The organism is Saccharopolyspora sp. CA-218241 (assembly GCF_050954615.1).
GTDB classification, from domain to species: Bacteria; Actinomycetota; Actinomycetes; order Mycobacteriales; family Pseudonocardiaceae; genus Saccharopolyspora; species Saccharopolyspora cebuensis.
On sequence record NZ_CP191860.1, the window covers coordinates 4278944 to 4303289 of the forward strand.

The 24346-nt window shown below is 73.3% G+C and carries 22 protein-coding genes; 7 read left to right on the forward strand and 15 right to left on the reverse strand.

Annotated elements, in window-relative coordinates:
* Positions 1-18: 18 nt before the first annotated feature.
* The 5 genes from ACQP0T_RS20390 to ACQP0T_RS20410 form a co-directional block, all read right to left on the reverse strand.
* On the reverse strand, positions 19-2226 hold the full coding sequence (locus ACQP0T_RS20390; protein ID WP_433869519.1) for a putative bifunctional diguanylate cyclase/phosphodiesterase: 2208 nt from the start codon (positions 2224-2226) through the stop codon (positions 19-21).
* The gene (locus ACQP0T_RS20395; protein WP_433869520.1) at positions 2207-3016 is read right to left on the reverse strand and encodes an SAM-dependent methyltransferase; all 810 of its coding nucleotides are present in this window, start codon (positions 3014-3016) and stop codon (positions 2207-2209) included. Before ACQP0T_RS20395 ends, ACQP0T_RS20390 begins: the two co-directional genes overlap by 20 nt.
* Before the next feature lie 376 nt (positions 3017-3392).
* Entirely contained in the window at positions 3393-4298 is a 906-nt protein-coding gene (locus ACQP0T_RS20400; protein ID WP_433869521.1) for an oxidoreductase, read from the reverse strand.
* Between the two features lie 40 nt (positions 4299-4338).
* Positions 4339-5061: a M50 family metallopeptidase gene (locus ACQP0T_RS20405; RefSeq protein ID WP_345367002.1), complete on the reverse strand. Its 723-nt coding sequence runs from the start codon at positions 5059-5061 to the stop codon at positions 4339-4341.
* Between the two features lie 58 nt (positions 5062-5119).
* Entirely contained in the window at positions 5120-6100 is a 981-nt protein-coding gene (locus tag ACQP0T_RS20410; RefSeq protein ID WP_433869522.1) for a LacI family DNA-binding transcriptional regulator, read from the reverse strand.
* 155 nt (positions 6101-6255) lie between these two features.
* Here ACQP0T_RS20410 and ACQP0T_RS20415 point away from each other — a divergent pair, with 155 nt between their 5' ends.
* Complete coding sequence (locus ACQP0T_RS20415; RefSeq protein ID WP_433869523.1) at positions 6256-7776, forward strand: sugar ABC transporter ATP-binding protein; 1521 nt, start codon at positions 6256-6258, stop codon at positions 7774-7776.
* Positions 7769-9709, forward strand: coding sequence for an ABC transporter permease/substrate-binding protein (locus ACQP0T_RS20420; RefSeq protein ID WP_433869524.1), 1941 nt, complete (start codon positions 7769-7771; stop codon positions 9707-9709). The genes ACQP0T_RS20415 and ACQP0T_RS20420 overlap by 8 nt, the downstream gene beginning before the upstream one ends.
* Before the next feature lie 71 nt (positions 9710-9780).
* On the opposite strand, the gene ACQP0T_RS20425 is transcribed toward ACQP0T_RS20420, so the two are convergent.
* The 3 genes from ACQP0T_RS20425 to ACQP0T_RS20435 form a co-directional block, all read right to left on the reverse strand.
* On the reverse strand, positions 9781-11103 hold the full coding sequence (locus ACQP0T_RS20425) for a M20 family metallopeptidase (protein WP_433869525.1): 1323 nt from the start codon (positions 11101-11103) through the stop codon (positions 9781-9783).
* A 10-nt stretch (positions 11104-11113) separates the two neighbouring features.
* Complete coding sequence (locus ACQP0T_RS20430; RefSeq protein WP_433869526.1) at positions 11114-11890, reverse strand: EI24 domain-containing protein; 777 nt, start codon at positions 11888-11890, stop codon at positions 11114-11116.
* A gap of 81 nt (positions 11891-11971) precedes the next feature.
* Complete coding sequence (locus ACQP0T_RS20435) at positions 11972-12193, reverse strand: hypothetical protein (protein WP_433869527.1); 222 nt, start codon at positions 12191-12193, stop codon at positions 11972-11974.
* Positions 12194-12450: 257 nt separating this feature from the next.
* Here ACQP0T_RS20435 and ACQP0T_RS20440 point away from each other — a divergent pair, with 257 nt between their 5' ends.
* Positions 12451-13479 (forward strand): ABC transporter substrate-binding protein, encoded by a 1029-nt coding sequence (locus ACQP0T_RS20440; RefSeq protein ID WP_433869528.1) that lies wholly within the window; start codon positions 12451-12453, stop codon positions 13477-13479.
* 344 nt (positions 13480-13823) lie between these two features.
* On the opposite strand, the gene ACQP0T_RS20445 is transcribed toward ACQP0T_RS20440, so the two are convergent.
* From ACQP0T_RS20445 to ACQP0T_RS20470, 6 genes are all read right to left on the reverse strand, one after another.
* On the reverse strand, positions 13824-15110 hold the full coding sequence (locus tag ACQP0T_RS20445) for a pyruvate dehydrogenase complex dihydrolipoamide acetyltransferase (protein ID WP_433869529.1): 1287 nt from the start codon (positions 15108-15110) through the stop codon (positions 13824-13826).
* A 23-nt stretch (positions 15111-15133) separates the two neighbouring features.
* Positions 15134-16126 carry an alpha-ketoacid dehydrogenase subunit beta gene (locus ACQP0T_RS20450; RefSeq protein WP_345367021.1) on the reverse strand — a complete coding sequence of 331 codons (993 nt, stop codon included), beginning with the start codon at positions 16124-16126 and terminating at the stop codon, positions 15134-15136.
* Positions 16127-16262: 136 nt separating this feature from the next.
* Entirely contained in the window at positions 16263-17369 is a 1107-nt protein-coding gene (pdhA, locus tag ACQP0T_RS20455; RefSeq protein ID WP_345367023.1) for a pyruvate dehydrogenase (acetyl-transferring) E1 component subunit alpha, read from the reverse strand.
* Positions 17370-17392: 23 nt separating this feature from the next.
* Positions 17393-18853 (reverse strand): dihydrolipoyl dehydrogenase, encoded by a 1461-nt coding sequence (gene lpdA, locus ACQP0T_RS20460; RefSeq protein WP_433869530.1) that lies wholly within the window; start codon positions 18851-18853, stop codon positions 17393-17395.
* 335 nt (positions 18854-19188) lie between these two features.
* Positions 19189-20394: a PucR family transcriptional regulator gene (locus ACQP0T_RS20465; RefSeq protein WP_433869531.1), complete on the reverse strand. Its 1206-nt coding sequence runs from the start codon at positions 20392-20394 to the stop codon at positions 19189-19191.
* A gap of 65 nt (positions 20395-20459) precedes the next feature.
* A complete protein-coding gene (locus ACQP0T_RS20470; protein ID WP_433869532.1) occupies positions 20460-21308 on the reverse strand; it encodes an acyl-CoA thioesterase in 849 nt (282 codons plus the stop codon).
* Between the two features lie 234 nt (positions 21309-21542).
* Here ACQP0T_RS20470 and ACQP0T_RS20475 point away from each other — a divergent pair, with 234 nt between their 5' ends.
* Positions 21543-21689 carry a hypothetical protein gene (locus tag ACQP0T_RS20475; RefSeq protein ID WP_345367031.1) on the forward strand — a complete coding sequence of 49 codons (147 nt, stop codon included), beginning with the start codon at positions 21543-21545 and terminating at the stop codon, positions 21687-21689.
* 25 nt (positions 21690-21714) lie between these two features.
* Here the strand turns inward: ACQP0T_RS20475 and ligD are convergent, their stop codons facing one another.
* A complete protein-coding gene (gene ligD / locus ACQP0T_RS20480; RefSeq protein WP_433869533.1) occupies positions 21715-22704 on the reverse strand; it encodes a non-homologous end-joining DNA ligase in 990 nt (329 codons plus the stop codon).
* Between the two features lie 212 nt (positions 22705-22916).
* Here ligD and ACQP0T_RS20485 point away from each other — a divergent pair, with 212 nt between their 5' ends.
* From ACQP0T_RS20485 to ACQP0T_RS20495, 3 genes are read left to right on the forward strand one after another with little or no spacing between them, the layout of a single operon-like run.
* A complete protein-coding gene (locus ACQP0T_RS20485; protein WP_433869534.1) occupies positions 22917-23195 on the forward strand; it encodes a hypothetical protein in 279 nt (92 codons plus the stop codon).
* A complete protein-coding gene (locus tag ACQP0T_RS20490; RefSeq protein ID WP_433869535.1) occupies positions 23141-23656 on the forward strand; it encodes a DsbA family protein in 516 nt (171 codons plus the stop codon). The genes ACQP0T_RS20485 and ACQP0T_RS20490 overlap by 55 nt, the downstream gene beginning before the upstream one ends.
* Entirely contained in the window at positions 23653-24249 is a 597-nt protein-coding gene (locus ACQP0T_RS20495; RefSeq protein ID WP_345367037.1) for a vitamin K epoxide reductase family protein, read from the forward strand. Before ACQP0T_RS20490 ends, ACQP0T_RS20495 begins: the two co-directional genes overlap by 4 nt.
* The last annotated feature ends 97 nt before the right edge of the window (positions 24250-24346 follow it).

A 24346-nucleotide genomic window follows, 5' to 3' on the forward strand; every position in this document is an offset into this window, starting at 1 on the left:
CTTCGCGCCCGCGAACCATCAGTCCGGTTCGACGGGCATCCTGCCGAGCAGGTCCGGCACGTCGAAGGCGTGCACCGGGCGGCTGAACAGCTCGCCCGCCCCGACCGCGCAGCCCAGCTCGCGCCAGCGCGCCGCCTGCTCCTCGGTCCGGATGCCGTCGACGCAGAGCCGGGCACCGACCGCCTCGATCAGCGGCACGATCGCGTGCAGCGCGCGGATCTCCGGGACGTCCGGCGACTCGGCCTCGTGGACCAGGCGCACCAGGTGGTCGTCCAACCGGACGACGTCCACCGGCAGCGCCCGCAGGTGGTGCAGCTCCTCGGGTGAGCCGCGGAAGCCGTGCACCGACGACCGCACGCCCATCCGGTTCAGGTGGTGGACGTTGTCCCGGGCCTCCTCGCACCGCTCGCCGAGCAGCGCCGACATCGGCACCAGCAGCCGCAGCCACCGGGGGTCGAGGGCGCGCTGGGCGAGCGCGCGGCGGATCACCACGACCAGATCCGGGTCGCGGGTCTGGTTCTCGCTCAGCGCCAGCGCCAGCCGCACCGGGTGGCCCGTCGAGTGCCAGTCGTCGAGCTGCTCCCACGCCGTGACCAGCATCCAGTCGCGCAGCGACAGCGTGACCCCGGAGCGCTCGGCCAGCCGCAGGCACTCGGCGTGCCCGATGGCGCCGTCGCCCGCGGTGTCCCACAGCAGCTCGGTCTCCAGCGCCACCACGCCGCCGGTGGCCAGCGCGACCAGCGGCCGGTACACCACGTCGAACTCGCCGGTCTCCAGGCCACCGGGCATCACCGCGGCCAGCCGGGCCTCGGTGCGCTCCTCGGGTGCCCGGTCCGGGTCGAACAGCGCCCACTGCCGGGTGCCCGCCGCCTCCGCCCGGCGCAGCGCGACGTCGGCCGCCCACAGCATGTTCGTCGCGTCGCCGTCGCGCACCGCCCGCTGCACCACGCCGATGCTGGCCGAGGCCGCGATCCCGTAGGTCTCGGTGCTGAACGGCTCGGCCAGCACCTCGTTGATCAGCGCCGCGAACTCCGGGACCGTCGGCGTCGCGGACCCCTGCCGCACCAGGATCGCGAACTCGGTGCCGCCGAAGCGGGCCACCAGGGCCTCCTCGCCCTCGACCAGCTCGGCGAGCCGGCGCGCCACCAGCCGGATCACCTGGTCGCCGACCTCGTGCCCGAGACCGTCGTTGATCAGCTCGAAGCCCTCCAACGCGAGGTGGTAGAGGGCGAGCGCGGCATCCGGCGGGAACCCGGCCAGCGCGGCCTCCAACCGGGTCCGGAAGTACTGGCGGTTCGGCAGCCCGGTCAGCGCGTCGTGCAGCGCCTGGTAGTGGAACCGCTCCTGCAACGCGTGCAGCTCGGTGATGTCCTCCACCATCGTGACCAGCTTCGCCGGAGCGCCGTCGGGGCCGCGCAGCACCGACACCGCCAGGTAGACCGAGGCCTCCTCGCCGTTGGCGCGCAGCAGCCGCTTGCGGTCGGTCAGCCGCCGGGCCTCGCCGCCCTCGACCAGCTCCGCGTAGGCGGCGGCGAGGAACTCCGCGTCGTCGGGGTGGAACAGGTCGTGGATGGTGAGTCCGTCGAGCTCCTCGCCCCGGTAGCCGAGGGTCTCCTCGAACGCGCTGTTGACCTCGACGAACCGGCCGTCGAGCGCGCAGATCGCGACGCCGATCGGGGTCGTCAGGAACACCTCGGAGAGCTGCGCCTCGCTGGCCGCCAGTTCCCGGTCGGCGCGCAGCTTCGAGCGCAGCAGCGCCCGCTTCAGGTTCTCCTGCTGCTCGAAGGTGCTCGCCCGGTCGGCCCGCGCGTACTCCACGGCGATCGCGGTGAGCAGCCCGAGGACGTCGTGCACCGCATCGGCGGCGCCCTCGCCCAGCAGCGCCTCGCGGATCAGCCGCAGGCTCACCGCGAGGCTGTCCTGCCCGCGCGCGTGGATCTCCACCAGCCGCCTGCCGACGGCCCGCCCGGCCTCCTGGATCCGGGACGGCTCGTCCAGCGCGGCGACCACGTCCTCGACCAGGTCCCGCAGGCAGCGCTCGATCGTCTCGCGGGCCAGCGGGAGGTAGGAGGCGGTGCTGAGCTCCTCGGCCCAGCGCTCGGCGACCTCGGCGCGCCACAGCTCGTCGTACCGCTGCGGTCGCAGCACCTCCGGCGGGCGCGCGGTCATCGCACCCGGGCGCCGCGCCGCGCCGGTGCGGTGCCGCTCACCTCCTGCGTCCGACACCGGCGTAGATCTGCGAGCCGCCCGGTTCGGACCCGGCCCGCTCCGGTCGCTCCGGCCGCCACAGCGCGGTGCCCACCACGCCCGGCTCCACCAGGTCGAACCCGTCGAACAGCGCCAGGAACTCCGCGCGGCTGCGGGGGTGGATCGGGTCCGCGCTGCGGCTCATCACCGACACCACCCCGGCCATCTCCGACGGGCTGATGTCGGCGGTGAAGTGGGACAGGGCGAGGTAGCTGCCCGGCACCAGCCGGTCCCGGAACCGCGCGAGGATGCCGGGCGCGTCGGCCTCCAGCGGCACGAAGTGCAGCGCCCCGGCCATGATCAGCCCGATTGGCCGGTCGAAGTCCAGCAACCGCCGGGTCTCCGGATCGTCCAGCACCGCGTCCGGATCGCGCAGGTCGGCCTGCACGATCGTCGACCGGGGGTCGTCGGCGAGCAGGAGCTGGCTGTGCGCCACGGCCACCGACTCGTAGTCGACGTAGACGACCCGGGACTCCGGCGCGATCTCCTGGGCGATCTCGTGCACGTTGCCCACGGTGGGGATGCCGGAACCGACGTCGAGGAACTGCCGCACGCCCTGCTGCGCCAGGAAGACCACCGCGCGGCGCAGGAACGCCCGGTTCAGCCGGGCGACGTCGCGGGCGCTGGGCAGCGCGGCCAGGAACCGCTCGGCCAGCTCCCGGTCCGCCGCGAAGTTGTGCGCACCGCCGAGCAGGTAGTCGTACAACCGGGCGGCGCTGGGCATCTCCTCGTCCACGCCGCTCGGCACCCACGTCGCCTGTTCGGTCACGGTCACCCCTCGGAAGTCCGGCCGTCGCGTGTCGCTCCACCCTACTGCGTCACGGTGCGCGACCGGACGACCAGTAGCCGGGCCGCGACCCACCGTATCGATCGTCGATCGGGTTCCGGAAGTGTTACCGAGGATCACGAGTCCCGGCACCGCCGGACGAGCGGGAACGGGGGCTCAGCGCGTGCCGCCGAAGCGGCGGTAGCCGCCTTGCGGCCACCTACGGCGCTCGCACCGCCGCGGGCTCTCAGCGGCCTTCTCGCGAGGACAGCCGCGACGCCGTGTACGTGCTTGGTACATCAGGAGCGGCTCCCGGAGCGAGGAGGCCGCTGAGGTTCCGCCACCGGCACCGCCACGCAAGGCGAGCGGGAACGGGGGCTCAGTGCGCTTCGCCCTCCAGCGACTGGCCCTCGGCCACGATCGCGCCGAGCTCCTCGACGTCCTCGGACGACAGCTCCACCCGGCCCGCGGCGGTGTTCTCCTCCAGGTGCTCGGGCGTGGACGTGCCCGGGATGAGCAGCACGTTGGCCGCGTGGTGCAGCAGCCACGCCAGGGCCACCTGCGCCGGGGTCGCGCCGACCCGCTCGGCGACCGCGCGCAGCACCGGGTGATCGCGCGCCTGGCTGGCGGTGAAGCCCGAGCCGAGCGGGAAGAACGGGACGAAGGCCAGCTCCAGCTCGGTGGTGCGGTCCAGCAGCGCGGCACAACCGCGGTCCACCACGTTGTAGCGGTTCTGCACCGCCGCGATCGGGGTGATCTCCCGCGCCCGCTCCAGGTGCTCGACCTCCACGTTGGACAGTCCGATGAGGCGCACGAGCCCCTGCTCGCGCAGCTCCGCCAGCGCGCCGAGCTGGTCGGCCAGCCCGTAGCCGGACCCGTCCCCCATGTGCCGCAGGTAGACCAGGTCGAGCGAGTCGACCCGCAGCCGGCGCAGGTTGTCGTGCACCTGCGCGCGCAGCGAGTCCGGGTGCCCGCTGGGCAGCCAGCCGCCCCGGTGGTCGCGGTAGGCGCCGATCTTGGTGGCCACCACGAGGTCCCGGTACGGGTGCAGCGCCTCGGCGATCAGCTCGTTGACCACCCACGGGCCGTAGAAGTCGCTGGTGTCGATGTGGTCGACGCCGAGCTCGACGGCGCGGCGCAGCACGCCGATCGCCCGGTCGCGGTCGGCGGGCGGGCCGAACACGCCGGGACCGGCGAGCTGCATCGCGCCGAACCCGACGCGGTTGACCGTGACCTGGGCCGAGAGCGGGAAGGTGCCACCGGGGCGCGGCGCGAAAGTCGTCATGCCCCGGATGGTAGTCACCGCCGGGGCCGGTTCGCGCCCGTCACCACTGCGGCATCAGCAGCAACCAGCGCGCGCCGAAGACCAGGGCGGCCACCCCGATCACCAGCCACAGCCCCAGCCACAGCGCGGCGGGCACCCGGGTCAGCCGGGCGAGCTGGTCGGCGTCGGAGTCCGGGGCGCGGCCCCGCGACCGCAGCCGGGCCAGCTCACCGATCGGTCGGATGCCGCCGATCAGCAGGAACCAGCTCACCAGCGCGCAGCAGATCGCCTGCCACCCCGGCGTGGCGAACCAGGATACCGCGAACAGCGCACCCCCGGTCAGCAGCACCGACAGCACGCCGTAGGCGTTGCGCAGCGCCAGCAGCATCGCCGCCAGCAGTCCGATCAGGACCCACAGCACCAGCCGGGCGCGGTCCTCGGCCACCAGCCACGCCCCGCCCAGCCCGAGCAGCGACACCGCCGGGTACCCGGCGAACAGGGTGAGCACCATGCCCGGCCCGCGCGAGCGCCCGGTGGACACGGTCAGCCCGGAGGTGTCCGAGTGCAGCCGGATGCCGTTGAGGGTGCGGCCGGACAGCAGCGCGACCACCGCGTGCCCGCCCTCGTGGGCGATCGTCACCACGTTGCGCAGCAGCCGCCAGCTCCGCCGGTGCGCCACCAGCAGCAGCGCCGCCGCCGCGGTCAGCAGCGCCGCGGTGCTGCTGGAGTCGAGCAGCCGGTCGGTCCAGTCGCGGACCACATCGGCCAGAGCAGGAGCGTCCACGGGCCATCCACCGATCGAGTGCAGGGGCACCGGCAGCGTATCCGCCGCCGTCCGCCGGTCAGGTCGAGGCCCGCACCACCAGCTCCGGCGCGATCGCGGTCCGCTGCGACACCGGCTCGGCGCCCTCCCACCGCGCGGTGAGCAGCCGCACCGCCTCGGCGGCGATGGCGCCCTGCGGCTGGCGGACCGTGGTCAGCGGCGGCTGGGCCAGCGCGGCGTAGGGGATGTCGTCGAAGCCGGTCACCCGGACCTCGTCGGGGACCGCGACGCCGCGCTCGGCCAGCGCGCTGAGCACGCCCAGCGCGATGGTGTCGTTGCCGCACACGATCGCCCCGGGCAGCTCCGCCCGGTCCAGCAGCAGCGCCCCCGCGCGCTGCCCCCACTCCTTGCTGAAGTCGCCGAGCAGCACGTCGTCGGCCTCGCCGGGGGCCGCCCGCCGGTAGCCGTCCAACCGGGCCTGCGCGGCGGAGTCGGTGGGTTCGGCGCCGACGAACGCCGTGCGGCGGGCGCCCAGCGCGGCGAGGTGCTCGACGACCAGGGAGATCCCCGCCGCGTTGTCCACCCCGACCCAGCTCGCGGCGGGCCCGTCGACGTGCAGGTCGAGCTGCACCACCGGCACCCGTCCGGCGGCCTCGGCGAGCACCTCGGCGCTGCGGGCGCGGTGGCACGGGACCATCAGCAGCGCGTCCACCTGGCGGTCCAGCAGCGCGCCGACCTGGCGGCGCTCCAGCTCCGGGTCGTAGCGCGAGTTGGCCAGCAGCAGGCTGCGGTCCGCGGCGTGCAGGCGCTGCTCCACCTCCTCGACCAGCGTCGCGAAGAACGGGTTGGCGATCCGCGGCACCACCACGCCGAGGCTGCGCGTGGTCCGGCTGCGCAGCGCGGCGGCCACCGCGTTGGGCTGGTAGGCCAGCGCGTCGGCCGCGGCCAGCACCTTGCTCCGGTTCTCCGGGCGCACGCCGCGCTGCCCGGACAGCGCCCGCGACGCGGTCGCCACCGAGACCCCGGCCCGCGCCGCGACGTCGTGGATGGTGACGCCCACCCGCTCCCCCACTCTCCGGCGCGCTGGACCTCGCCGTGGAAATCGGTTGCCTCCGCCACACCCTAGTGGACGCCCGAATCCGCGTGGTTCACTGTAGCCCCGCCGTGGAAACCGATTTCCACGGCGGACGCGGCTCAACGAGGAGTGAAGCGCTGATGGCCGACGAAGCGCGCCGGGGTCACCTGGAGCTGGTCGGGGTCTCCAAGATCTACCCGGGCGTGCGCGCCCTGGACGCGGTGGACTTCGACGTGCGCCCCGGCGAGGTCCACGTGCTGCTCGGCGAGAACGGCGCGGGCAAGAGCACGCTGATCAAGATGCTGGCCGGGGTGCACCCGCCCGACACCGGCGAGATCCGGGTGGACGGCGACCGCGTGCGGCTCACCGGCCCGGAGGACGCCGAAGCGCTGGGCATCGCCACCATCCACCAGGAGATGGCGCTGGTCCCGCAGCTCACCGTCGCCGAGAACATCCACCTCGGCCGCCCGCCGCGCCGCTTCGGCCTGGTCGACCGGTCCCGGATGCGCGCGCGGGCCGCGGCGCTGCTGGCGCGGATGGGCCTGGACCTCGACGTGGACGCGGTCGTCGGCGAGCTGGGCGTCGCGCAGCGGCAGACCGTGGAGATCGCCAAGGCCCTCGGCCTCGACGCCCGCTTCCTGATCATGGACGAGCCGACGGCGGTGCTCAGCCGGTCCGAAGTGGACGCGCTGTTCGGGATCGTCGGCGACCTCACCGAGCGGGGCGTCGGCGTCGTGTTCATCTCGCACCTGCTCGGCGAGGTCGCCGAGATCGGCGACCGGGTGACCGTGCTGCGCGACGGCGCGGCGGTGGCGCAGGTCCCGGCGGACACCGACCCCGACGAGCTGGTGCGGCTGATGGTCGGCCGCTCGGTGGACCAGCAGTACCCGCCGCGCCGGGCCGAGGTCGGCGACGTGCGGCTGGAGGTGCGCGACCTGACCGCGCGCGGCGTGCTCGACGGCATCAGCTTCACCGCGCGGGCCGGCGAGGTCGTCGGCATCGGCGGGCTGGTCGGCGCGGGCCGCACCGAGCTGGTCCGGGCGCTGTTCGGCGCCGACCGCTACGACTCCGGCGAGGTGCTGGTCGACGGCCGCGCGCTGCCGCCGGGCGACATCGCCGCCGCCCGCGCCGCGGGCCTGGCGCTGGTCCCCGAGGACCGCGCCGGGCAGGGCCTGGTGCTGGGCGCCTCGGTGGTCGAGAACCTCGGCCTGGCCACCCTCGCCGACCGCACCCGCGCGGGGCTGGTGGACCTGGCCGAGCAGCGGCGCCGCGCCGCCGACTCGGTGCGGCGGCTGGGCATCCGGGTCGCCGGGCTGGACCAGCCCGCGCTGACCCTCTCCGGCGGCAACCAGCAGAAGATCGTGATCGGCAAGTGGCTGCAGGCCGCGCCCCGGGTGCTGATCCTCGACGAACCCACCCGGGGCATCGACGTCGGCGCGCGGGCCGAGATCTACGAGCTGATCGGCGAACTCGCCCGCGATGGCACCACCGTGCTGGTGGTCTCCAGCGACCTGCCCGAACTGCTCGGGCTCAGCGACCGCGTGCTGGTGCTCGCCGACGGCGCGCTGCGCGGCGAACTGGACGGAGCCGAGGCCACCCAGGAGCGCGTGCTGGCGCTCGCGGTCTCGGCGGACAACACCACGGGAGATGACGATGCCTGACGACGGGGTCAGCGCGCAGCGGCGGACGGCCGCGCTCGGCCGGGCCGCGGGGCCGCTCGGCGGACTGGTCGTGCTGGTGGTGCTGCTCGCACTGCTGTCGCCGGACTTCCTCACCGCGAACAACCTGCTCAACGTCGGCGTGCAGGCGTCGGTGGTGGCGGTGCTCGCCTTCGGCATGACGTTCGTGATCGTCAGCGGCGGCATCGACCTGTCGGTGGGCAGCGTCGCCGGACTCGCCGGGATCGTCACCGGCTGGGCGGTGGCGGGCGCCGGGTTGCCGCTGTGGCTGGCGGTGCCGCTGGGTCTGGCGGCCGGGGCCGCCGCCGGGCTGGTCAGCGGCGTGCTCGTCACCGCGGGCCGGGTGCCCCCGTTCATCGCGACGCTGGCGATGCTCAGCGTGGCGCGCGGTCTGGCGCTGGTGATCGCCGACGGGCGGCCGATCTCGGTGGGCGGCTGGCTCGGCGAACTCGGCAGCGGCGAGCTGTTCGGATTCCTGCCCTACCCGGTGCTGGTCATGGTGGTGATCGGGCTGCTCACCGCGCTGGTGCTGCGCCGCACCTACGCGGGCCGGGCGATGTACGCGATCGGCGGCAACGCGGAGGCGGCGCGGCTGTCCGGCATCAAGGTCACCCGGCAGAAGCTGCTGATCTACGCGCTGTCCGGGTTGTTCGCCGCCGTCGCGGGCATCCTGCTCACCGCGCGGCTGGCCTCGGCGCAGCCCGAGGCGGGCACCGGGTACGAGCTGGACGCGATCGCCGCCGTGGTGATCGGCGGGGCCAGCCTCGCCGGCGGCGTCGGCTCGGCGCTGGGCACCTTCCTCGGCGCGCTGGTCCTCGCGGTGCTGCGCAACGGCCTGAACCTGCTGGACGTCTCGGCGTTCTGGCAGCAGGTGGTGATCGGCGCCGTGATCGCCGCGGCGGTCCTGTTCGACACGCTGCGGCAGCGGCGGCGCACCGGGCGGCGCGGACCGCCCCCGCTGCGCTCCCCCGCGCTGCGGCGCGGTCTGGCGGCGGTGGTCGCGCTGGTGGTCGTCGCCGGGGGCTGGGCGGTGTACCAGCGCCAGCAGGGCGCCGAGGACGGCAGGCTGGAGATCGCGCTGTCGGTGTCGACGTTGAACAACCCGTTCTTCGTGGACCTGCGGGCCGGCGCCGAGCAGGAGGCCGCGCGGCTCGGGGTCGACCTGAACGTCACCGACGCCGGGGAGGACGCCTCCCGGCAGGCCGACGCGGTGCAGAACGCGATCGCCCGCGACGTCGACGCGATCGTGGTGAACCCGGTGGACTCCGACGCGGTGGTGCCCTCGGTCGAGGCCGCCGAACGCGCCGGGATCCCGGTGGTCGCGGTGGATCGCGCGCCCAGCTCCGGCACCGTGGTCACGACGGTGGCCTCGGACAACGTCGAGGGCGGCCGGCTGGCGGCGCGGGAACTCGCCCGGCTGGTCGGGTCCGGTCCGGTGGCGGTGCTGGAGGGCCAGCCCGGCACGTCGGCGGCGCGGGAGCGCGGCCGGGGCTTCACCGAGGAGATCGCCCGCTTCCCCGGCATCGAGGTGGTGGCCTCCCAGCCCGCCGACTTCGACCGGACCCGCGCGCTGAACGTGATGCAGAACATCGCCCAGGCCCACCCCGACGTGCGCGGCGTCTTCGCGGCCAACGACGAGATGGCGCTGGGCGCGATCAAGGCGCTGGGCGACCGCGCGGGCGATCAGGTGAAGGTGGTCGGCTTCGACGGCACCCCGGAGGGCCTCGACGCGGTGGGCGCCGGAACGGCGACCGCGACCGTGGCCCAGCAGCCGAAGCTGCTCGGCCGGGCCGCCGTGGAGCAGGCGGTCCGCGCCGCCCGCGGCGAGGTCCCGGCCGACGCGGGAACCACGACCAGCATCCCGGTCCAGGTCGTCACCAGGAACAACCTCGAAGCCTTCCGCACCGGACGCTGAACCAGGTGAGGGGCACCTTCATCCGGCGCAGTCGGATGAAGGTGCCCCTCACTCACGTCCCGAACGGGTGATCAGGCGAAGTAGGCGCTGACGTCGAGGGGGCCGCCCGCTTCGGCGAACTCGGTGCGGGTCGCCTCGCGCAGCTCGGGATCGGCGAGGTAGTCGAGCGCGGTGAGCGCCAGGCCCGCGGCACCGTCGACGGTCGCCCGGTCACCGGCCGCCGAACCGGCCGCGGCGGCGAACTCCTCGGTGTGCAGCGACAGCGACTCCTCGCCCAGCCCGATCATCGGGTGGATCGCGGGCATCCGGTAGCTGAGGTTGCCGAGGTCGGTGGAGCCGGTGATGTGCTCCGGCACCACGCCGCGCGGCAGCGCGGTGCGCCCCCGCCCGGCCTGGTGCACGGCCCACCGGGCGGCGAGCGCGGCGTTGTGCCGGATCGGCAGGTAGCCGGGGCTGCGGTCCCAGTGCAGCTCGACGCCGCAGCCGGTCATCTCCGCAGCACCGCGCGCGATGGCCTCCACCCGGCGCACCAGGTCGGACATCGACCCGGGGTCGGCGGAGCGGACGTAGAACACCGCGGCCGCCCGGTCGGGCACCACGTTCGGGCGCTTGCCGCCATCAGTGATGATGCCGTGCACCCGGTCGGTGGAGGGCAGGTGCTGGCGCAGCATCGCCACGCCCTGGTAGGTCGCCACCACCGCGTCCAGCGCGTTGCGGCCCATGAACGGCTGCGCCGAGGCGTGCGCCGCGACACCGCGGAACACCACCTCGACCTGCCGCCTGCCGAGGAACGGGTGGGCGGCGATGTCGTGCGAGAACGGGTGCAGCATCGCCACCGCGTCCACGTCCTCGAACACCCCGGCGCGGGCCAGCAGCTCCTTGCCCCCGCCGCCCTCCTCGGCCGGGGTGCCGATCAGGCTGACCCGGCCGCCCACCGATTCCACCGCCGCCGCGGCGGCCAGGAACCCGCCGGTCCCGGCCGCGCAGATCACGTTGTGCCCGCACCCGTGACCGATGCCGGGCAGCGCGTCGTACTCGGCCAGCACCGCCAGGTGCGGACCGCCCGACCCCGCCTCGGCGCGCAGCGCGGTGGGCAGCCCGCCGACGCCCACCTCGACGTCGTGACCGTGCGCGCCGAGCAGCTCGGCGACCCGGGCGGCGGAGCGGTGCTCCTCGAACGCCTCCTCCGGGTGCGCGTGCAGGTCGCGGCTCAGCTCCACCAGGTCGGCGCCGTGCCGCTCGATCCAGCGGTCGGCCGCGGCGCGCACCGCCGGATCGGCACCGCTGAACGGGGACCGCAGCGGCTCGGCGCCGGCCACGGCGCGGGCCGTGGCCGCGGCGACCGAGCGGAGGTAGGAGTCGTCCGGCTGGGTTGGCTCGTCATGCAGCGTCACACCCCGAACCCTAGGGCGTCGGCGAGGGGTCGTCGGCGCTAGCGCGCTCCCGCGGCCCGAGCAGCCGGTGCGCGAGCAGCGTGCCGCCGACCACCGCGGAGGGGATCACCACGAGCTGCGCCACCGGGACCAGGCACAGCAGGTAGGTCGGCAGCCCGAAGCCCAGCGCGGTGCCCTTGCGCCGCCACAGCGCGCGGTGCCGGGCGCCGACCTTCAGGCCGCGCCGGGTGAACACCATGCCGATCATCTCCAGGGTGACCAGCCACGCGCCGAACAGCGCGCCCAGCACCGGGACCGCGGTCTGGCCGAGCACCGGGACGAACCCGAGGCCGAACAGCAGCACCGCGCCGACCAGCGCCACCAGCACCAGCTTCAGCGAGTCGACCACGCCCCGGCCGGTCGAGCGGATCAGCCCGGCGCCGTCGTCGGAGGTGTCCAGCCCGAGCCGCTGCTCCACGACCTCGGCGATGTGCTCGTAGAACGGCCCGCCGATCAGCAGGGTGAGCGCGATGAACGACACCGAGGCCACCAGCGCGGTGGAGCCGACCAGCACGACGCCGATCAGCACCCGCAGCGCGGTGCGCCAGCCCTCCGCCCAGCCGTCGGCGAACGGGGTCATCCAGGTGACCAGGTCGGGGCTGAACCAGATCAGGGTGCCCAGGCTGACGAGCAGCAGCACGGCGCTGATCAGTGCGGGGATGGCGCCGAGCAGCAGCAGCTTCGGGTGGCGGACGAGGACGCCGAACCCGGTGCCGAGGGTGCGGGCGCCCGCGAAGAAGGAACTCATCGGGGTGGGCTCTCCAGGTGATCGTCGATCAGGAGCCCACGCTACCGCCCCGTCACCCGCGCGTGGGGCGGGACCGAGAGGTCACCGGTGCCGCGCGACGTGCCACCGCCGCCGCGCCCCGCGCGAGGGCGGCGGGGTGCGCCGCCTGCCCCGGCGGATCCCCCGGTCGCGGTGGCTGCTGCGGAGGGCGTGCAGCTCGACCAGCACGGCGTCCGGGTCCTCCCCGGCCCGGCACCGCCACAGCAGGCGCAGCAGCTCGTCCTCCGCGAGGACCCATCGGCGGCTGAAGACGTCGTCACCCATCGCGACTCCCCGAAGTGGCGCGAACACCCCACGTCCATCATAGGAGCCGGGGGACTTGCGCAGCGGAGCCCGAAGGGAGGCCGCCGCGCTGCCGGTGAGGCGGATCACGGAAGTCTCGCCGCGCTGCGCAGCGCCGCGGCGCGGGCCGCGGAGCGGGTGACCGGAGCCGACGACGACCACAGTGCGCCACCAGTTTGTTAGGTTAGCCTTGCTTCGCAACACGGGCGTCCCGCCCACGGCACGAGAAGGATGCGGTCATGACTCCTCCCCTCGCTGGTCCTCGGCAGTTGAACCGCCGGGGTTTCCTGTTCGGCGCGACCGGCGTGCTGGCGGCGGCCGGTCTCGCCGCGTGCGGCACCGGAGGCGGTGACCAGGCCCCCGCCGACCAGGCGCGCCCCGCCGGTCCCGGCTTCCCCGCCAGCATCCCGAACCGCTACGGCACCGCCGAGATCCCGGCCGCCCCGCAGCGGATCGCCTCCCTCGGCATCACCGACCACGACGTGCTGCTGCCGCTGGGCCTGGTCCCGGCCGGGCTCACCCAGTGGGGCCCGTGGGACAGCGGCGTCGGCCCGTGGGTCGAGCCGATGCTCGACGGGCAGCGCCCCGAACTGCTCAGCGGCGAGGTGGACGTGGAGCGCGTCCTCTCGCTGAACCCGGACGTGATGCTCGCCTTGCAGAGCGCGCTGACCGCCGAGCAGTACAACCGGCTGACCAGCTTTAACCCGGTCGTGGCGCAGCCGCCGGGGTCCATCGACTACGGCGTCGACTGGCGGGTGCAGGCCGAGACGATCGGCAAGGCGGTGGGCAAGGTCGAGGAGGTCGCCCGGCTGATCGCCGACACCCAGGCGCGGATCGACCAGACCCGCACCGCCAACCCCGGCTTCGCCGGCCGGACCCACGTCACCGTCCGCACCGACTCGGCGGGCACCTACGCGGCCTACACCAAGCAGGACGCCCGCACCGTGCTGCTGGAGCAGCTCGGCCTGGTGCTGGCACCGTCGATCGACGGGCTGGACAGCGGCGGCAAGTTCAACGTCAAGGTGAGCAAGGAGCGGGTGTCGCTGCTCGACGCCGACGTGGTCATCGTGACCACCGCCAAGCCCACCGACGTGGCGGCGGTGCGCAACGACCCGTTGCTGAACAACCTCCCGGCGGCCAAGCGCGGCTCGCTGGTGCTGCTCGACGACTACGACCTCACCATGGCGCTGGGTTCGGCCACCGTCTCCAGCATCCCGTTCGCGCTGGACCGGCTGACCCCGAAGATCGCCCAGGCGTTGCAGGTCTGATCGGACGTGCGGCCGGGCACCCCCAGCAGCCCGGCCGCACGCCGAGGCCGCCCGGAAGCGACGTGAGTGATGTCCCGGTGAGGACTGCTTTCGCCAATGGCCTGCGTGGCGGTGCGGGTGGCGGAACCTCAGCGGTGCACGCTGCGTGCCGCACCGCATGCGGCTCCGCCGCATCCTGAAAGGACCTCACCCGAACGTGACATGAGTGAGGGGCACCCTTGCCCGAGTTACTCGGACAAGGGTGCCCCTCACTCAGCTCAGCTCACCCGGGCGGGTTGCGGGCGTGGGCGAACCCCTCCCGCGAGAGCCGGGCTCGTCGCGGGAGGGGTCGGATCGGGGGACCGTCAGGCGATGATCCGGATCGGGTCCTCCAGCAGCGCGGTGAACTGCTGCAGGAAGGCGGCGCCCACGGCGCCGTCCACGGCGCGGTGATCGGCCGACAGCGTCACCCGCAGGATCTTGCGGACGACGAACTCGCCGTCGCGCACCTTGACCTCGTCGCTGGCCGAGCCGACCGCCAGGATCCCCGCCTCCGGCGGGTTGATCACCGCGGAGAACTGCTCGACGCCGAACATGCCCAGGTTCGAGATGGTGAACGTGCCACCGGACATCTCGTCGAGCTTGAGCTTGCCGTCGCGGGCCTTGAGCGCCTTCTCCCGGCTCTCCGCGGCGATCTCCGAGACGCTCTTGCGGTCGGCGTCCGGGATCACCGGCACCAGCAGCCCGGCGTCGACCGCGACGGCCACGCCGAGGTTGATCCGCTTGTGCTGGAGCATCTTGTCCCCGGCGAAGGAGACGTTGACCGACGGGTTGGCCCGCAGCGCCGTGGCGACCGCCTTGACGACCAGGTCGTTGAGGCTGACCTTCGGGCCCCCGGAGGCCTGCAGCCGCTCGTTGAGGTGCCCGCGGAACTCCACCAGGTCGGTCACGTCGATCGCGCTGGTGAGGTAGAAGTGCGGGGCCTGTTGCTTGCTCTCGGTCAGCCGCTTCGCGGTGACCTTGCGGACGCCGCTGAGCGGGATCTCCTCGACGTCCTCGCTCGCCACCGCGGGCGCGGCCGCGGCGGGGGCGGCCTCGGCGGCGGGGGCCTGCGGCGGCGCGGCCGGGGCCGACGCCGCGGCGGCCTCGATGTCGGCGCGGATGATCCGGCCGCCGGGGCCGGAACCCCGGATCCCCGCCAGGTCCACGCCCAGCTCCCGGGCGACCGCCTTGGCCAGCGGCGAAGCCTTGGGCTTGGACCCGGGCGCGGCCTGCGGCTGCGCGGCCGGCTGCGGCGAGGGCTCGGCGGCGGGCGCGGGCTGCTCCGCCTCGGCCTCCTGCTCCGGCTCGGCCGCCGGAGCGGGCTCGGCGGGGCGGGCGGACTCGGTGGGGCCGGCAGCCTCGGCCGCGGCGCCGGAACCGTCGCCGACCACGGCGATCGGGGTCCCGATCGGCACCGTCTGGCCCTCGCCGACGAGGATCTTCTCCAGCACGCCCTCGTCGTAGGCCTCCAGCTCCATGATGGCCTTGTCGGTCTCGATCTCGGCCACCACGTCGCCGCGGCTGACCTGGTCCCCGACCTGCTTGTTCCAGGTCGAGATGACGCCCTCCTCCATCGTGTCGGAGAGCCTCGGCATCTGAATCTCAGTCATCAGTTCCTCGGAAGAGACGGGCCTCAGCGGCGGCGGCCGACGGCCTCCAGCGTCTGGTGGACCGCGGCGGTCAGGGACTCGGCGGACGGCAGCGCCGCCTTCTCCAGCGGCTTGGCGTACGGCAGCGGCACCTCGGCCGCGGCGACCCGGCGCACCGGGGCGTCCAGGTAGTCGAACGCACCGTCGGAGATCGACGCGGCGATCTCGGCCCCGATGCCGTAGGTCAGCCAGTCGTCCTCGGCCACCACGGCGCATCCGGTCTTGCGCACGGACTCCACGATGGTCTCCCGGTCCAGCGGCCGCAGGCTGCGCAGGTCGATGACCTCCGCGTCGACGCCCTCGTCGGCCAGCTTGTCGGCGACCTGCTGGGCGACCATCGCCATCCGGGAGTAGCCGATGATGGTGATGTCGGCACCCGGCCGGGTCACCTTGGCCTTGCCGATCTCGACCGGCTCGGTGACGTCGGGCACCTCGCCCTTGGTGTTGTAGAGCGAGAGGTTCTCCAGGAACAGGACCGGGTCGTCGTCCTGGATGGAGGCCTTGAGCAGCGCCTTCGCGTCGGCCGGGGTGCTCGGCGCGACGACCTTGAGGCCCGGCACGAAGGCGTAGTACAGCTCGATGTTCTGCGAGTGGGTGGCGCCGAGCTGCTGCCCGCCGCCGCCGGGGGTGCGCAGCACCATCGGCACGCTGGTCTGACCGCCGAACATGCCGTAGATCTTGGCCGCGTGGTTGACGATCTGGTCCAGCGCGATCAGCGAGAAGTTGATCGTCATGAGCTCCACGACGGGGCGGAGCCCGAGCATCGCGGCACCGATCGCGGCGCCGACGAAGCCCTCCTCGGCGATCGGGGTGTCGCGCACCCGCTTCTCGCCGAACTCGTCGAGCAGCCCGGCGGTGATCTTGTAGGAACCTTCGAAGATCCCGATTTCCTCGCCGATGAGGAAGATGTCCTCATCGCGCAGCATTTCCTCGCGAAGCGTGTCGTGCAGCGCTTGGCGGTAGGTGATGACGGCCAAGGGTGATTCTCCTGGGTGAGGACCGCGGCTCGTGACCTCGTGGCGTCTCGGCGACGAGCCGCGGTCCGCTGTGGCGGGGCGTCGGTTCCGCCCGGTGGCGCGGGCGGCCTGCGCGGTGGTGGTGGGAGCGGTCCGGTCAGAAGACCGGGTCGGCCGGCAGCCGACGCGAGTCGTTGGCCACCGGCGTGGCGTAGGTGTAGTCGAACAGCGTCGACGGGTCCGGGTGCGGGCTGTCGTCGGCGAAGGAGACCGCGGCGTCGGCGTCGGCCTGCGCCGCGGACTCGATCTCCGCCGCGGCGTCCTCGTCGAGCACACCGGCCTCGATGAGCTGGGCCCGGAAGGCCGCCACCGGGTCGGACTCGCGCGCCTTCGTGATGGACTCGTCACTGCGGTACTTGCCCGGGTCGACCACGGAGTGGCCCTTGAGCCGCTCGCTGACCAGCTCCAGCAGCGCCGGGCCCCCGCCGGAGCGGGCCTGCTCGACCAGCCTGGCGGCGGCATCGCGGACGGCCAGCACGTCGTTGCCGTCCACCCGCTCGCCGTGCATCCGGTAGGCGGCGGCGCGCTTGTGCAGCTCGGGCTCGGCGGAGGACATCTCCACCGTGGTGCCCATGCCGAGCTGGTTGTTGACCACCACGAACACCACCGGCAGGTTCCACAGCGCGGCGATGTTCAGCGACTCGTGGAAGGCGCCGATGTTGGTCGTGCCGTCGCCCATCTGGCACATCACGACCTCGTCGCCGCCGCGGTAGTCGATGGCCAGCGCGGCGCCGGTGGCCAGCGGGATCTGCCCGCCGACGATGCCGTAGCCGCCGAGCAGCCCGGCCTCCACGTCGAACATGTGCATGGAGCCGCCCCAGCCCCGGGAGGTGCCGGTGGTGCGGCCGTAGAGCTCGGCCATCACGCGGCCCGGCTCGATGCCCTTGGCCAGGGCGTAGCCGTGCTCGCGGTAGTTGGTGAACAGCACGTCGGTCTTGCGCAGGGCGCGCATCAGGCCGACGACGGTGGCCTCCTCACCCAGGTTCAGGTGGCAGTAGCCGCCGATCTTGGCCTGGGTGTAGCCCTGCGCCGCGCGCTCCTCGAAGCGGCGGATCAGGGTCATCTCGCGGAAGTAGTCCCGGAGGAGTTCCTGCGGCTCACCGGCGAGCGGTCCGCTCTGCGAGCCGTGCGCCGAGCTCGCGGCGCGCCGCGACTTGGTGCTGCGGGAGGACGTCTTGCCGCGGGTGGCGGTCTGCTGCGCCATCGGGATGTCCTTTCGACGTCAGGTCAGCGCTTCTTGGGCGGTGCTACGTGGATCGGCAGTCCCAGCGCGACCATCGCCGCCTCCATGCCGATCTCCCCGAGCGTGGGGTGCGCGTGGATGGTCTCGGCGAGCTCGTCGAGCGTCGCCTCCAGAGCCATCGCCAGCGAACCCTCGGTGATCAGGTCGCTGGCCGACGGGCCGATGATGTGCACGCCGAGGACTTCGCCGTACTTCGCGCCCGCGACGACCTTCATGAAGCCCTCGGTGTCGCCGTAGGACTTGGCCCGGCCCAGGGCCGCGAACGGCATCTTGCCGACGACCACCTCGTGCCCGGCCTCCTTCGCCTGCGCCTCGGTGAGGCCGACGCTGGCGATCTCGGGGTGGGTGAAGGTGGCGGCGGGGATGACGTCGTAGTCGATCCGGGCGTGGTGCCCGGCGATCGTCTCGGCGGCGACCACGCCCTGGTGCGAGGCGACGTGCGCGAGCAGCGCCTTGCCGGTGACGTCGCCGATCGCGTAGACGTGCTCGACGTCGGTGCGCAGCGCCTCGTCCACGCCGATGAAGCCGCGCTGGTCGGTGCTCACCCCGGCGCGCTCCAGGTCGAGCTGCGCGGTGTTGGGCTTGCGCCCCACGCCGAACAGGACCACGTCGGCGTCCACCTGCTGCGGCTTGGCGCCGTCCACGGCGACCCGCAGCGCACCGTCGGCCTGCTCGATCCCGGAGACGGTGGCACCGGTGAGGACCTTGATGCCGCTCTTGCCGAACGAGCGGCCCAGCGCCTTGCCGATCTCGGCGTCCTCGGCGGGCACCAGGGTGTCGAGCATCTCGACGATCGTGACCTCGCTGCCGAGGGTGTTGAACAGGCTGGCCCATTCGGCGCCGACCGCGCTGCCGCCGATGACGGTGAGCCGCTTCGGCACTTCCTGGAGGCCGAACGCCCCGTCGGAGGTGATCACGCCGGGCAGGTCGGCGCCGGGCAGCGGGAGCTGCACGGGGACCGAGCCGGTGGCGATGATGACGTCGCGCGCCGAGACCTGCTCGATCGGCTCCGCGCCGGTCGGCTCGGCCGCGTAGCGGGGGCCGCCCGCACCGAGCGGGGACTCGCCGGTGGCGTAGACGTCGAGGGTGGTTGGTCCGGTGAACCGGGCGTGACCGTTGATCACGGTGACGCCGTTGGCCTTGAGCAGCCCGGCGACCCCGTCGGTGAGGCCCTTGACGACGTCGTCCTTGCGGCGGCTGATCGCGTCGTAGTCGACGCTGACGTCCCCGACGTTGATGCCGAAGTCGGCGGCGTGCAGCACGGTCTCGTAGACCTCGGCCGAGCGCAGCATCGCCTTGGTGGGGATGCAGCCCCAGTTGAGGCAGACACCGCCCGCCTTCTCCTTCTCCACCACGCCGACCGACAGGCCGCGCTGCGCGGCCCGGATGGCCGCGACGTACCCGCCGGGGCCACCACCCACTACGAGAAGGTCGAACTCCTGCACTTCGATGTGCTCCTTCGTGCCGTACGCGCCCGTTGCCCATCGCCCGGATGGACGGGCGAATCTCACTCAGAGTGTCGTGAGCACGACCACTTTCGCGCTATGCCCGCTCGCCCAGACTTCACCGGGTGCGACTGTGCAGAACGCACATCGGTCGCTCGAACGAACACGAGGTGTAGTCATACCATCACCGATGGTGCCGAGACGCGTACCACACGCCGGGGCGGCCCGGGCGGAAATGTCCGGATGTGCGGCGCATTCCAGCCGGCGCCGGACCGCCGGACGGACCAATCGGGCATTCGGGGCGGTGCGCAGGTTGCACAGCGCGAGCCCCCCGATCAGCTCCGCAAGCCGTCCCGCAACCGCAGCGCCGACAGGGCCAGCGACAGCGACACGTAGGCGCTGCGCCCCCACAGGGGTTGCCCGATCAGGGAGGTGATCCGGTGCAGCCGGTTGAGCACCGTGTTGCGGTGGCAGTGCAGCCGGACCGCCGCGTTGGCCGTCGAGCAGTTCTCCTCCAGCCACGCCGTCAGCGTGTCCAGCAGCATGTCCCGCTCCCGCACCGGCAGCGCCAGCACCGGGCCGAGGCGGGATTCCAGCAGCCGCTGCGCCAGGTCCGGGGACTGCACCAGCAGCGCCTCCGGGTAGCGCTCCTCCAGCGTCACCAGCTCGGCGACCCCGTGCGAGGAGGTGCCCAGCGCGGTGAGCGCGAGCTGGTGGGCCAGCCCGGCCTCGGCCAGGCCGCGGACCACCGGCGAGGCCGCCACCCTGGCACGCGCCAGCGGGCGCAGCGCGTCCAGCACCAGGTTCTTGTCGTGCTGCTCCAGCGCGACCAGGCCGACCAGGGTGTCGGCCCGCACCTGCCACACCGACCGGACGTGCAGCGCGTGCAGGGCGTCCTGGTGACCGCGCAGCGCGAACGCCCCGTCGGGCTGCATCTCGGCCACCACCGCCAGGTAGTCGCCGCCCGGTGGCAGGTCCAGCTCCTTGGCGGTGCGCTGGGCGAAGGCGATGTCCCGCGCGCGTCCGGCGAGCAGGTCCTCGACCAGCGCGTGCCTGCGCTGGTCGTCGCGGCGCACCTGCTCCAGCTCGGTGTTGCGGTACGAGGTCGACAGCGTGGAGGACAGCCCGTCGATGACGGTCCACATCGAGGTCGCCACGCCCAGCATCGAGTCCGGGTCCGCGTGCTCCTGGTGGGCCTGGTCGACGAGCTCCTCCCAGATGATCCGCCCGCCGAGCCGGAAGGTCCGCAGCATCACCTCCAGCGGCACGCCCTGCTCGGCGCGCCGCCTGCCGATCGCCGCGGCGACGTCGTCACCGTCCGGGCCGCCGACCGCACCGCTGAGGATCTGCAGGATGCGCTCCAGGTAGCGGCGGCAGCCGTCCCACAGGTCCTCCCGGGGCACCGGGCTGTAGTCGGTCCACTCCGGGTTGTCGGTGAAGATCGCCGCCATCAGCCGCTCGGTGAGCGCCGGGAGGTCCTCCAGGCGCGCGCGGGCGAGCGCGTGGGTGACGGCGGCGGAATCGGCAGGATCGGCTACCACGCTCCTCGACGATACCGGCGGCCCCGGCCGGCCCGGCCGAACCAGCCCGCGCGGCCCGCCCGGGATCAGCGGGAGAGCGAGAGCAGGCCCTCCTGCGCGACGGTGGCGACCTGGCGGCCGGCGCGGTCGAACACCGCCCCCCGGCCCAGCACCCGGCCGCCGCCCGCCACCGGGCAGTCCTGGTCGTAGAGCAGCCACTCGTCGGCGCGGAGGTCGTCGTGGAACCACATCGCGTGGTCCAGGCTGGCCAACCGCACGTCGCTGGCGTGCCGGTCCACGCCGTGCAGCAGGAAGACGGGCTCCAGCAGCGTCATGTCCGAGGCGTAGGCCAGCGCGCAGGCGTGCAGCAGCGGGTCGTCCGGCAGCTTCTCCGGCGCCCGCATCCACACCAGGTGGCGGGAGGCATCGGTGGCCTGCACCGGCGGCGGGTACGGCGGGTCGTCCACGTGCCGCAGCTCGATCGCCCTCGGCCGCCGCCACCACTCTGGCACCGGGACGTCCGAGGCGGCGAACCGCTCGTGCAGCGGCAGCAGGTCCTCCGGCGACGTGGCGGGCGGGCAGTGCGCCTGGTGCCGGAGGCCCTCGCGGGCGCGCTGGAAGGACACGGTCGCGGAGAACACCTCCGCGCCGCCCTGCCGCGCGATCACCCGGCGCGCCGAGGTCGCCCCGCCGTCGCGGATGCGCTCCACCGAGTACTCCACCAGGTCGGTGGGCACGGCGGCCCGGACGAACAGGCCGTGCATCGAGTGCACCGGCCGCCCCTCCGGCACGGTCCGCCCGGCCGCCGCGATGGACTGGGCCAGCAGCAGCCCGCCGAACAACCGCTGGGCCGGCAGCGGCTGGGTGCGGCCCAGGAACCGGTCGCCGCCGGGCTCGGCGAGGTCGAGCAGGTCCTGCAGACGGGGAACATCCATGCGAGGAACCAACTACCCGGGCCGAGGCGGCGGCAAGGCACCGTGAGCGGGGACACAGCCCGCGGCCGGGGTTCCCGAGATCGACAGAACCCTGTGTTACGAGGGAGTTTCAGGTCACACCCGGATTAGCCGATCGGGTCGTAACGTTGTCGCCCTGGGTAGCGACAAGCGGTTGGCGGTGTCGCTACCGCCACATTTCCCCCATCCCTGCGAGAGGAAGCAGAGGCCCCGCCCATGCAGAACAACAGCCGCACGATCGTGTCGGTTGTGGGATCGATGATGATGGTCCTCGCCACCGTCGTCTTCGCCGCGTGGGGACCTCCGCAGGAACATCCGACGCCGGCCGCCAGCGTCAGCACCATCGAGCACGTGCAGCGCTGACCCGCGTTCCCGCGCGGCGGCCGGGCTACCCCTCCCGGACGACCTGACCGGCGCTCTTGTCGGTGCGCAGGCCGGAGAACCGGGGGTGGCGGAGCTTGCCCTCGGCGGTCCACTCGGTGAACCCGATCTCGGCGACCAGCTCGGGCGCGACCCAGTGCGCCCGTTCCCCGACCTCGTCGGCGAACGGCGACCGGTCCCGCCCGAGCCGGTCCAACCGCTCCTTGAGGTCGCGCAGGGTCCGCTCGTCGTAGCCGGTGCCGACCTTGCCCGCGTAGCGCAGCCGGGAACCCTCGTAGTAGCCGACCAGCAGCGCGCCGAAGCCCTGCCGGGCGCCCTGCGGATCGGTGTAGCCGCCGACGACGAACTCCTGCCCGGCGACGCACTTGAACTTCAGCCAGTCCCGGGACCGCCCGCTGCGGTACGGCTGGTCCGCGCGCTTGGCGATGAGCCCCTCCCAACCGCGCTCGCAGGCCTGCCGGAAGAAGTCCTCCCCGTCGCCGCCGCGGTGGGCCGAGAAGCGCAGCGGATCGGTGAACCCGAAGCACTCCCGCAGCAGCCGCTTGCGGTCCCGCAGCGGCAACCGGGTCAGGTCCACGCCGCCGAACGCGAGCAGGTCGAAGACGTAGTAGTACACCGCGACGCCGGTCCGCCGGGCCTCCTCCGGGCGGGTCAGGTGGATGCGCCGCTGCAACCGCTCGAAGCTCGTCCGGCCGCCCTCGAAGGCCACCACCTCGCCGTCGACGACGAACCGCTCCGGTCCCTCGCCGAGCGCGTCGGCCACCTCGGGGTAGGCGGCGTCGGCCCGCTTGCCGTTGCGCGACCACAACCGCGGCGCGCCCCCGTCGCGCCCGGCGATCAGCCGCACCCCGTCCAGCTTGCGCTCGAACAGCCAGCGCTCGTCGGAGAACGGCCGGTCGGTCAGCACGGCCAGCTCCGGGGTGTGCCAGGTGCCGCCGCCCCAGGCCCGCAGCAGCTTGTCCTGGCCCTCCTGGAGGAGGCGGAACGGATCGCTCATCGCCGCTCACCCGGGTCGCATCGGGGGTCGCATCGGGTAGCGGCTACCCCGCCGGGCGACGCGGCCAAACCGGCGGGAGCTGAGACGTTCCTGTGAACCCGCTGAGAGGGACGACCCGGACGAATACACGTTCGTGTGAGTGCGCGAGACTGGATCAGAACTGCCACGCAGAGCGAGACGTTCCTCGCCGTTCGCCGAAGGTGAAGCAGCCGATGCCGAAGAGCTCCAACCCGCTGACCCAGAAGAGCGGGATGTCCACCAACATCATCCTCACCGTCGTGGTCGTCGTCGTGGCGGTGCTCGTGATCGGCGGGGTGCTGCTGTTCAGCGGCGGCGGCCCGGGCGGCGGGGGCGGCGACGACCGGGTCTCCGCCGACGTGCTGCGCAAGCCGGAGAGCAACACGCTCAGCGAGGCCCCGGGGACAAGGTCACCGTGGTGGAGTTCCTGGACTACCAGTGCCCCGCCTGCCAGCAGTACTACACCTCGCTGACCAAGCAGGTGGAGGCCGATTACCAGGGCCGCATCGACTTCGTCGTCCGCAACTTCCCGCTGGACATGCACCCGCTGGCGCGACCCGCCGCGCAGGCCGCCGAGGCCGCCGCGATGCAGGGCAAGTTCAAGGAGATGTACCACGCCCTGTACGACAACTGGCAGAGCTGGGCGATGACCCCCGACGGCAGCGGCTACGCCAGCGACGTGTCCGCCGCGCGCGCCAAGTTCGAGGAGTTCGCCCGCCAGAACGGCCTGGACATGGCCCGGTTCGCGCAGGACTACGACTCCCAGGCGGTCAAGGACCGCATCGAGCAGGACATCGAGGACGGCGAGGCCGCCGGCGTCTCCGGCACCCCGACGATCTTCGTCAACGGGCAGAAGTGGGAGCCGACCTCGCAGACCTACCAGGAGCTGTCCCAGGAGTTCCGGGCCAAGCTGGACCAGGAGCTCGCGCGGTGACCACGGCGCAGCACCCGACCCCCGTTCGCGGGCTGGCCTGGCTGCACATCGTCGGCGGCCTGATCGGCCTGGCCTCCGCCCTCGCGCTGACCATCGAGAAGCTGGCCGGCCTCGCCGACCCGACGTACGTGCCCACGTGCAGTCTGAACCCGATCATCTCGTGCGGTTCGGTGATGGACAGCCCGCAGGCCGCGGTGCTGGGCTTCCCGAACCCGCTGATCGGCATCGCGGCGTTCCCGGTGGTGGTCACGGTCGGCGTCGCGCTGCTGGCCGGGTACCGCCCGCCGCGCTGGTTCTGGCTGGGGCTGCTGGCCGGGACCGCGCTCGGCGCCGCGTTCGTCCACTGGCTGATCTGGCAGAGCCTCTACGAGATCGGCGCGCTGTGCCCGTACTGCATGGTCGTGTGGGCCGTGGTCATCCCGATGTTCTGGTACACGCTGCTGCACGTGCTGCGCGACGGCCACCTCGGCGGGGGACGCTCGCTCGGCGCCGCGCTCGGCCGCTTCCACAGCGTGGTGCTGGTGCTGTGGTACCTCCTCGTCGTGGTTCTGATCCTGATCCGTTTCTGGGACTATTGGAGCTCGCTGTTCTAGGGGCGTGCGGTCGTTCGCGCGAACGACCGCGGGCCGAGGAGCTGAGCGACTAGCGGGACGCCCCGCCGGGCGATCGACCCGGCGGGGCGTCCCGCGT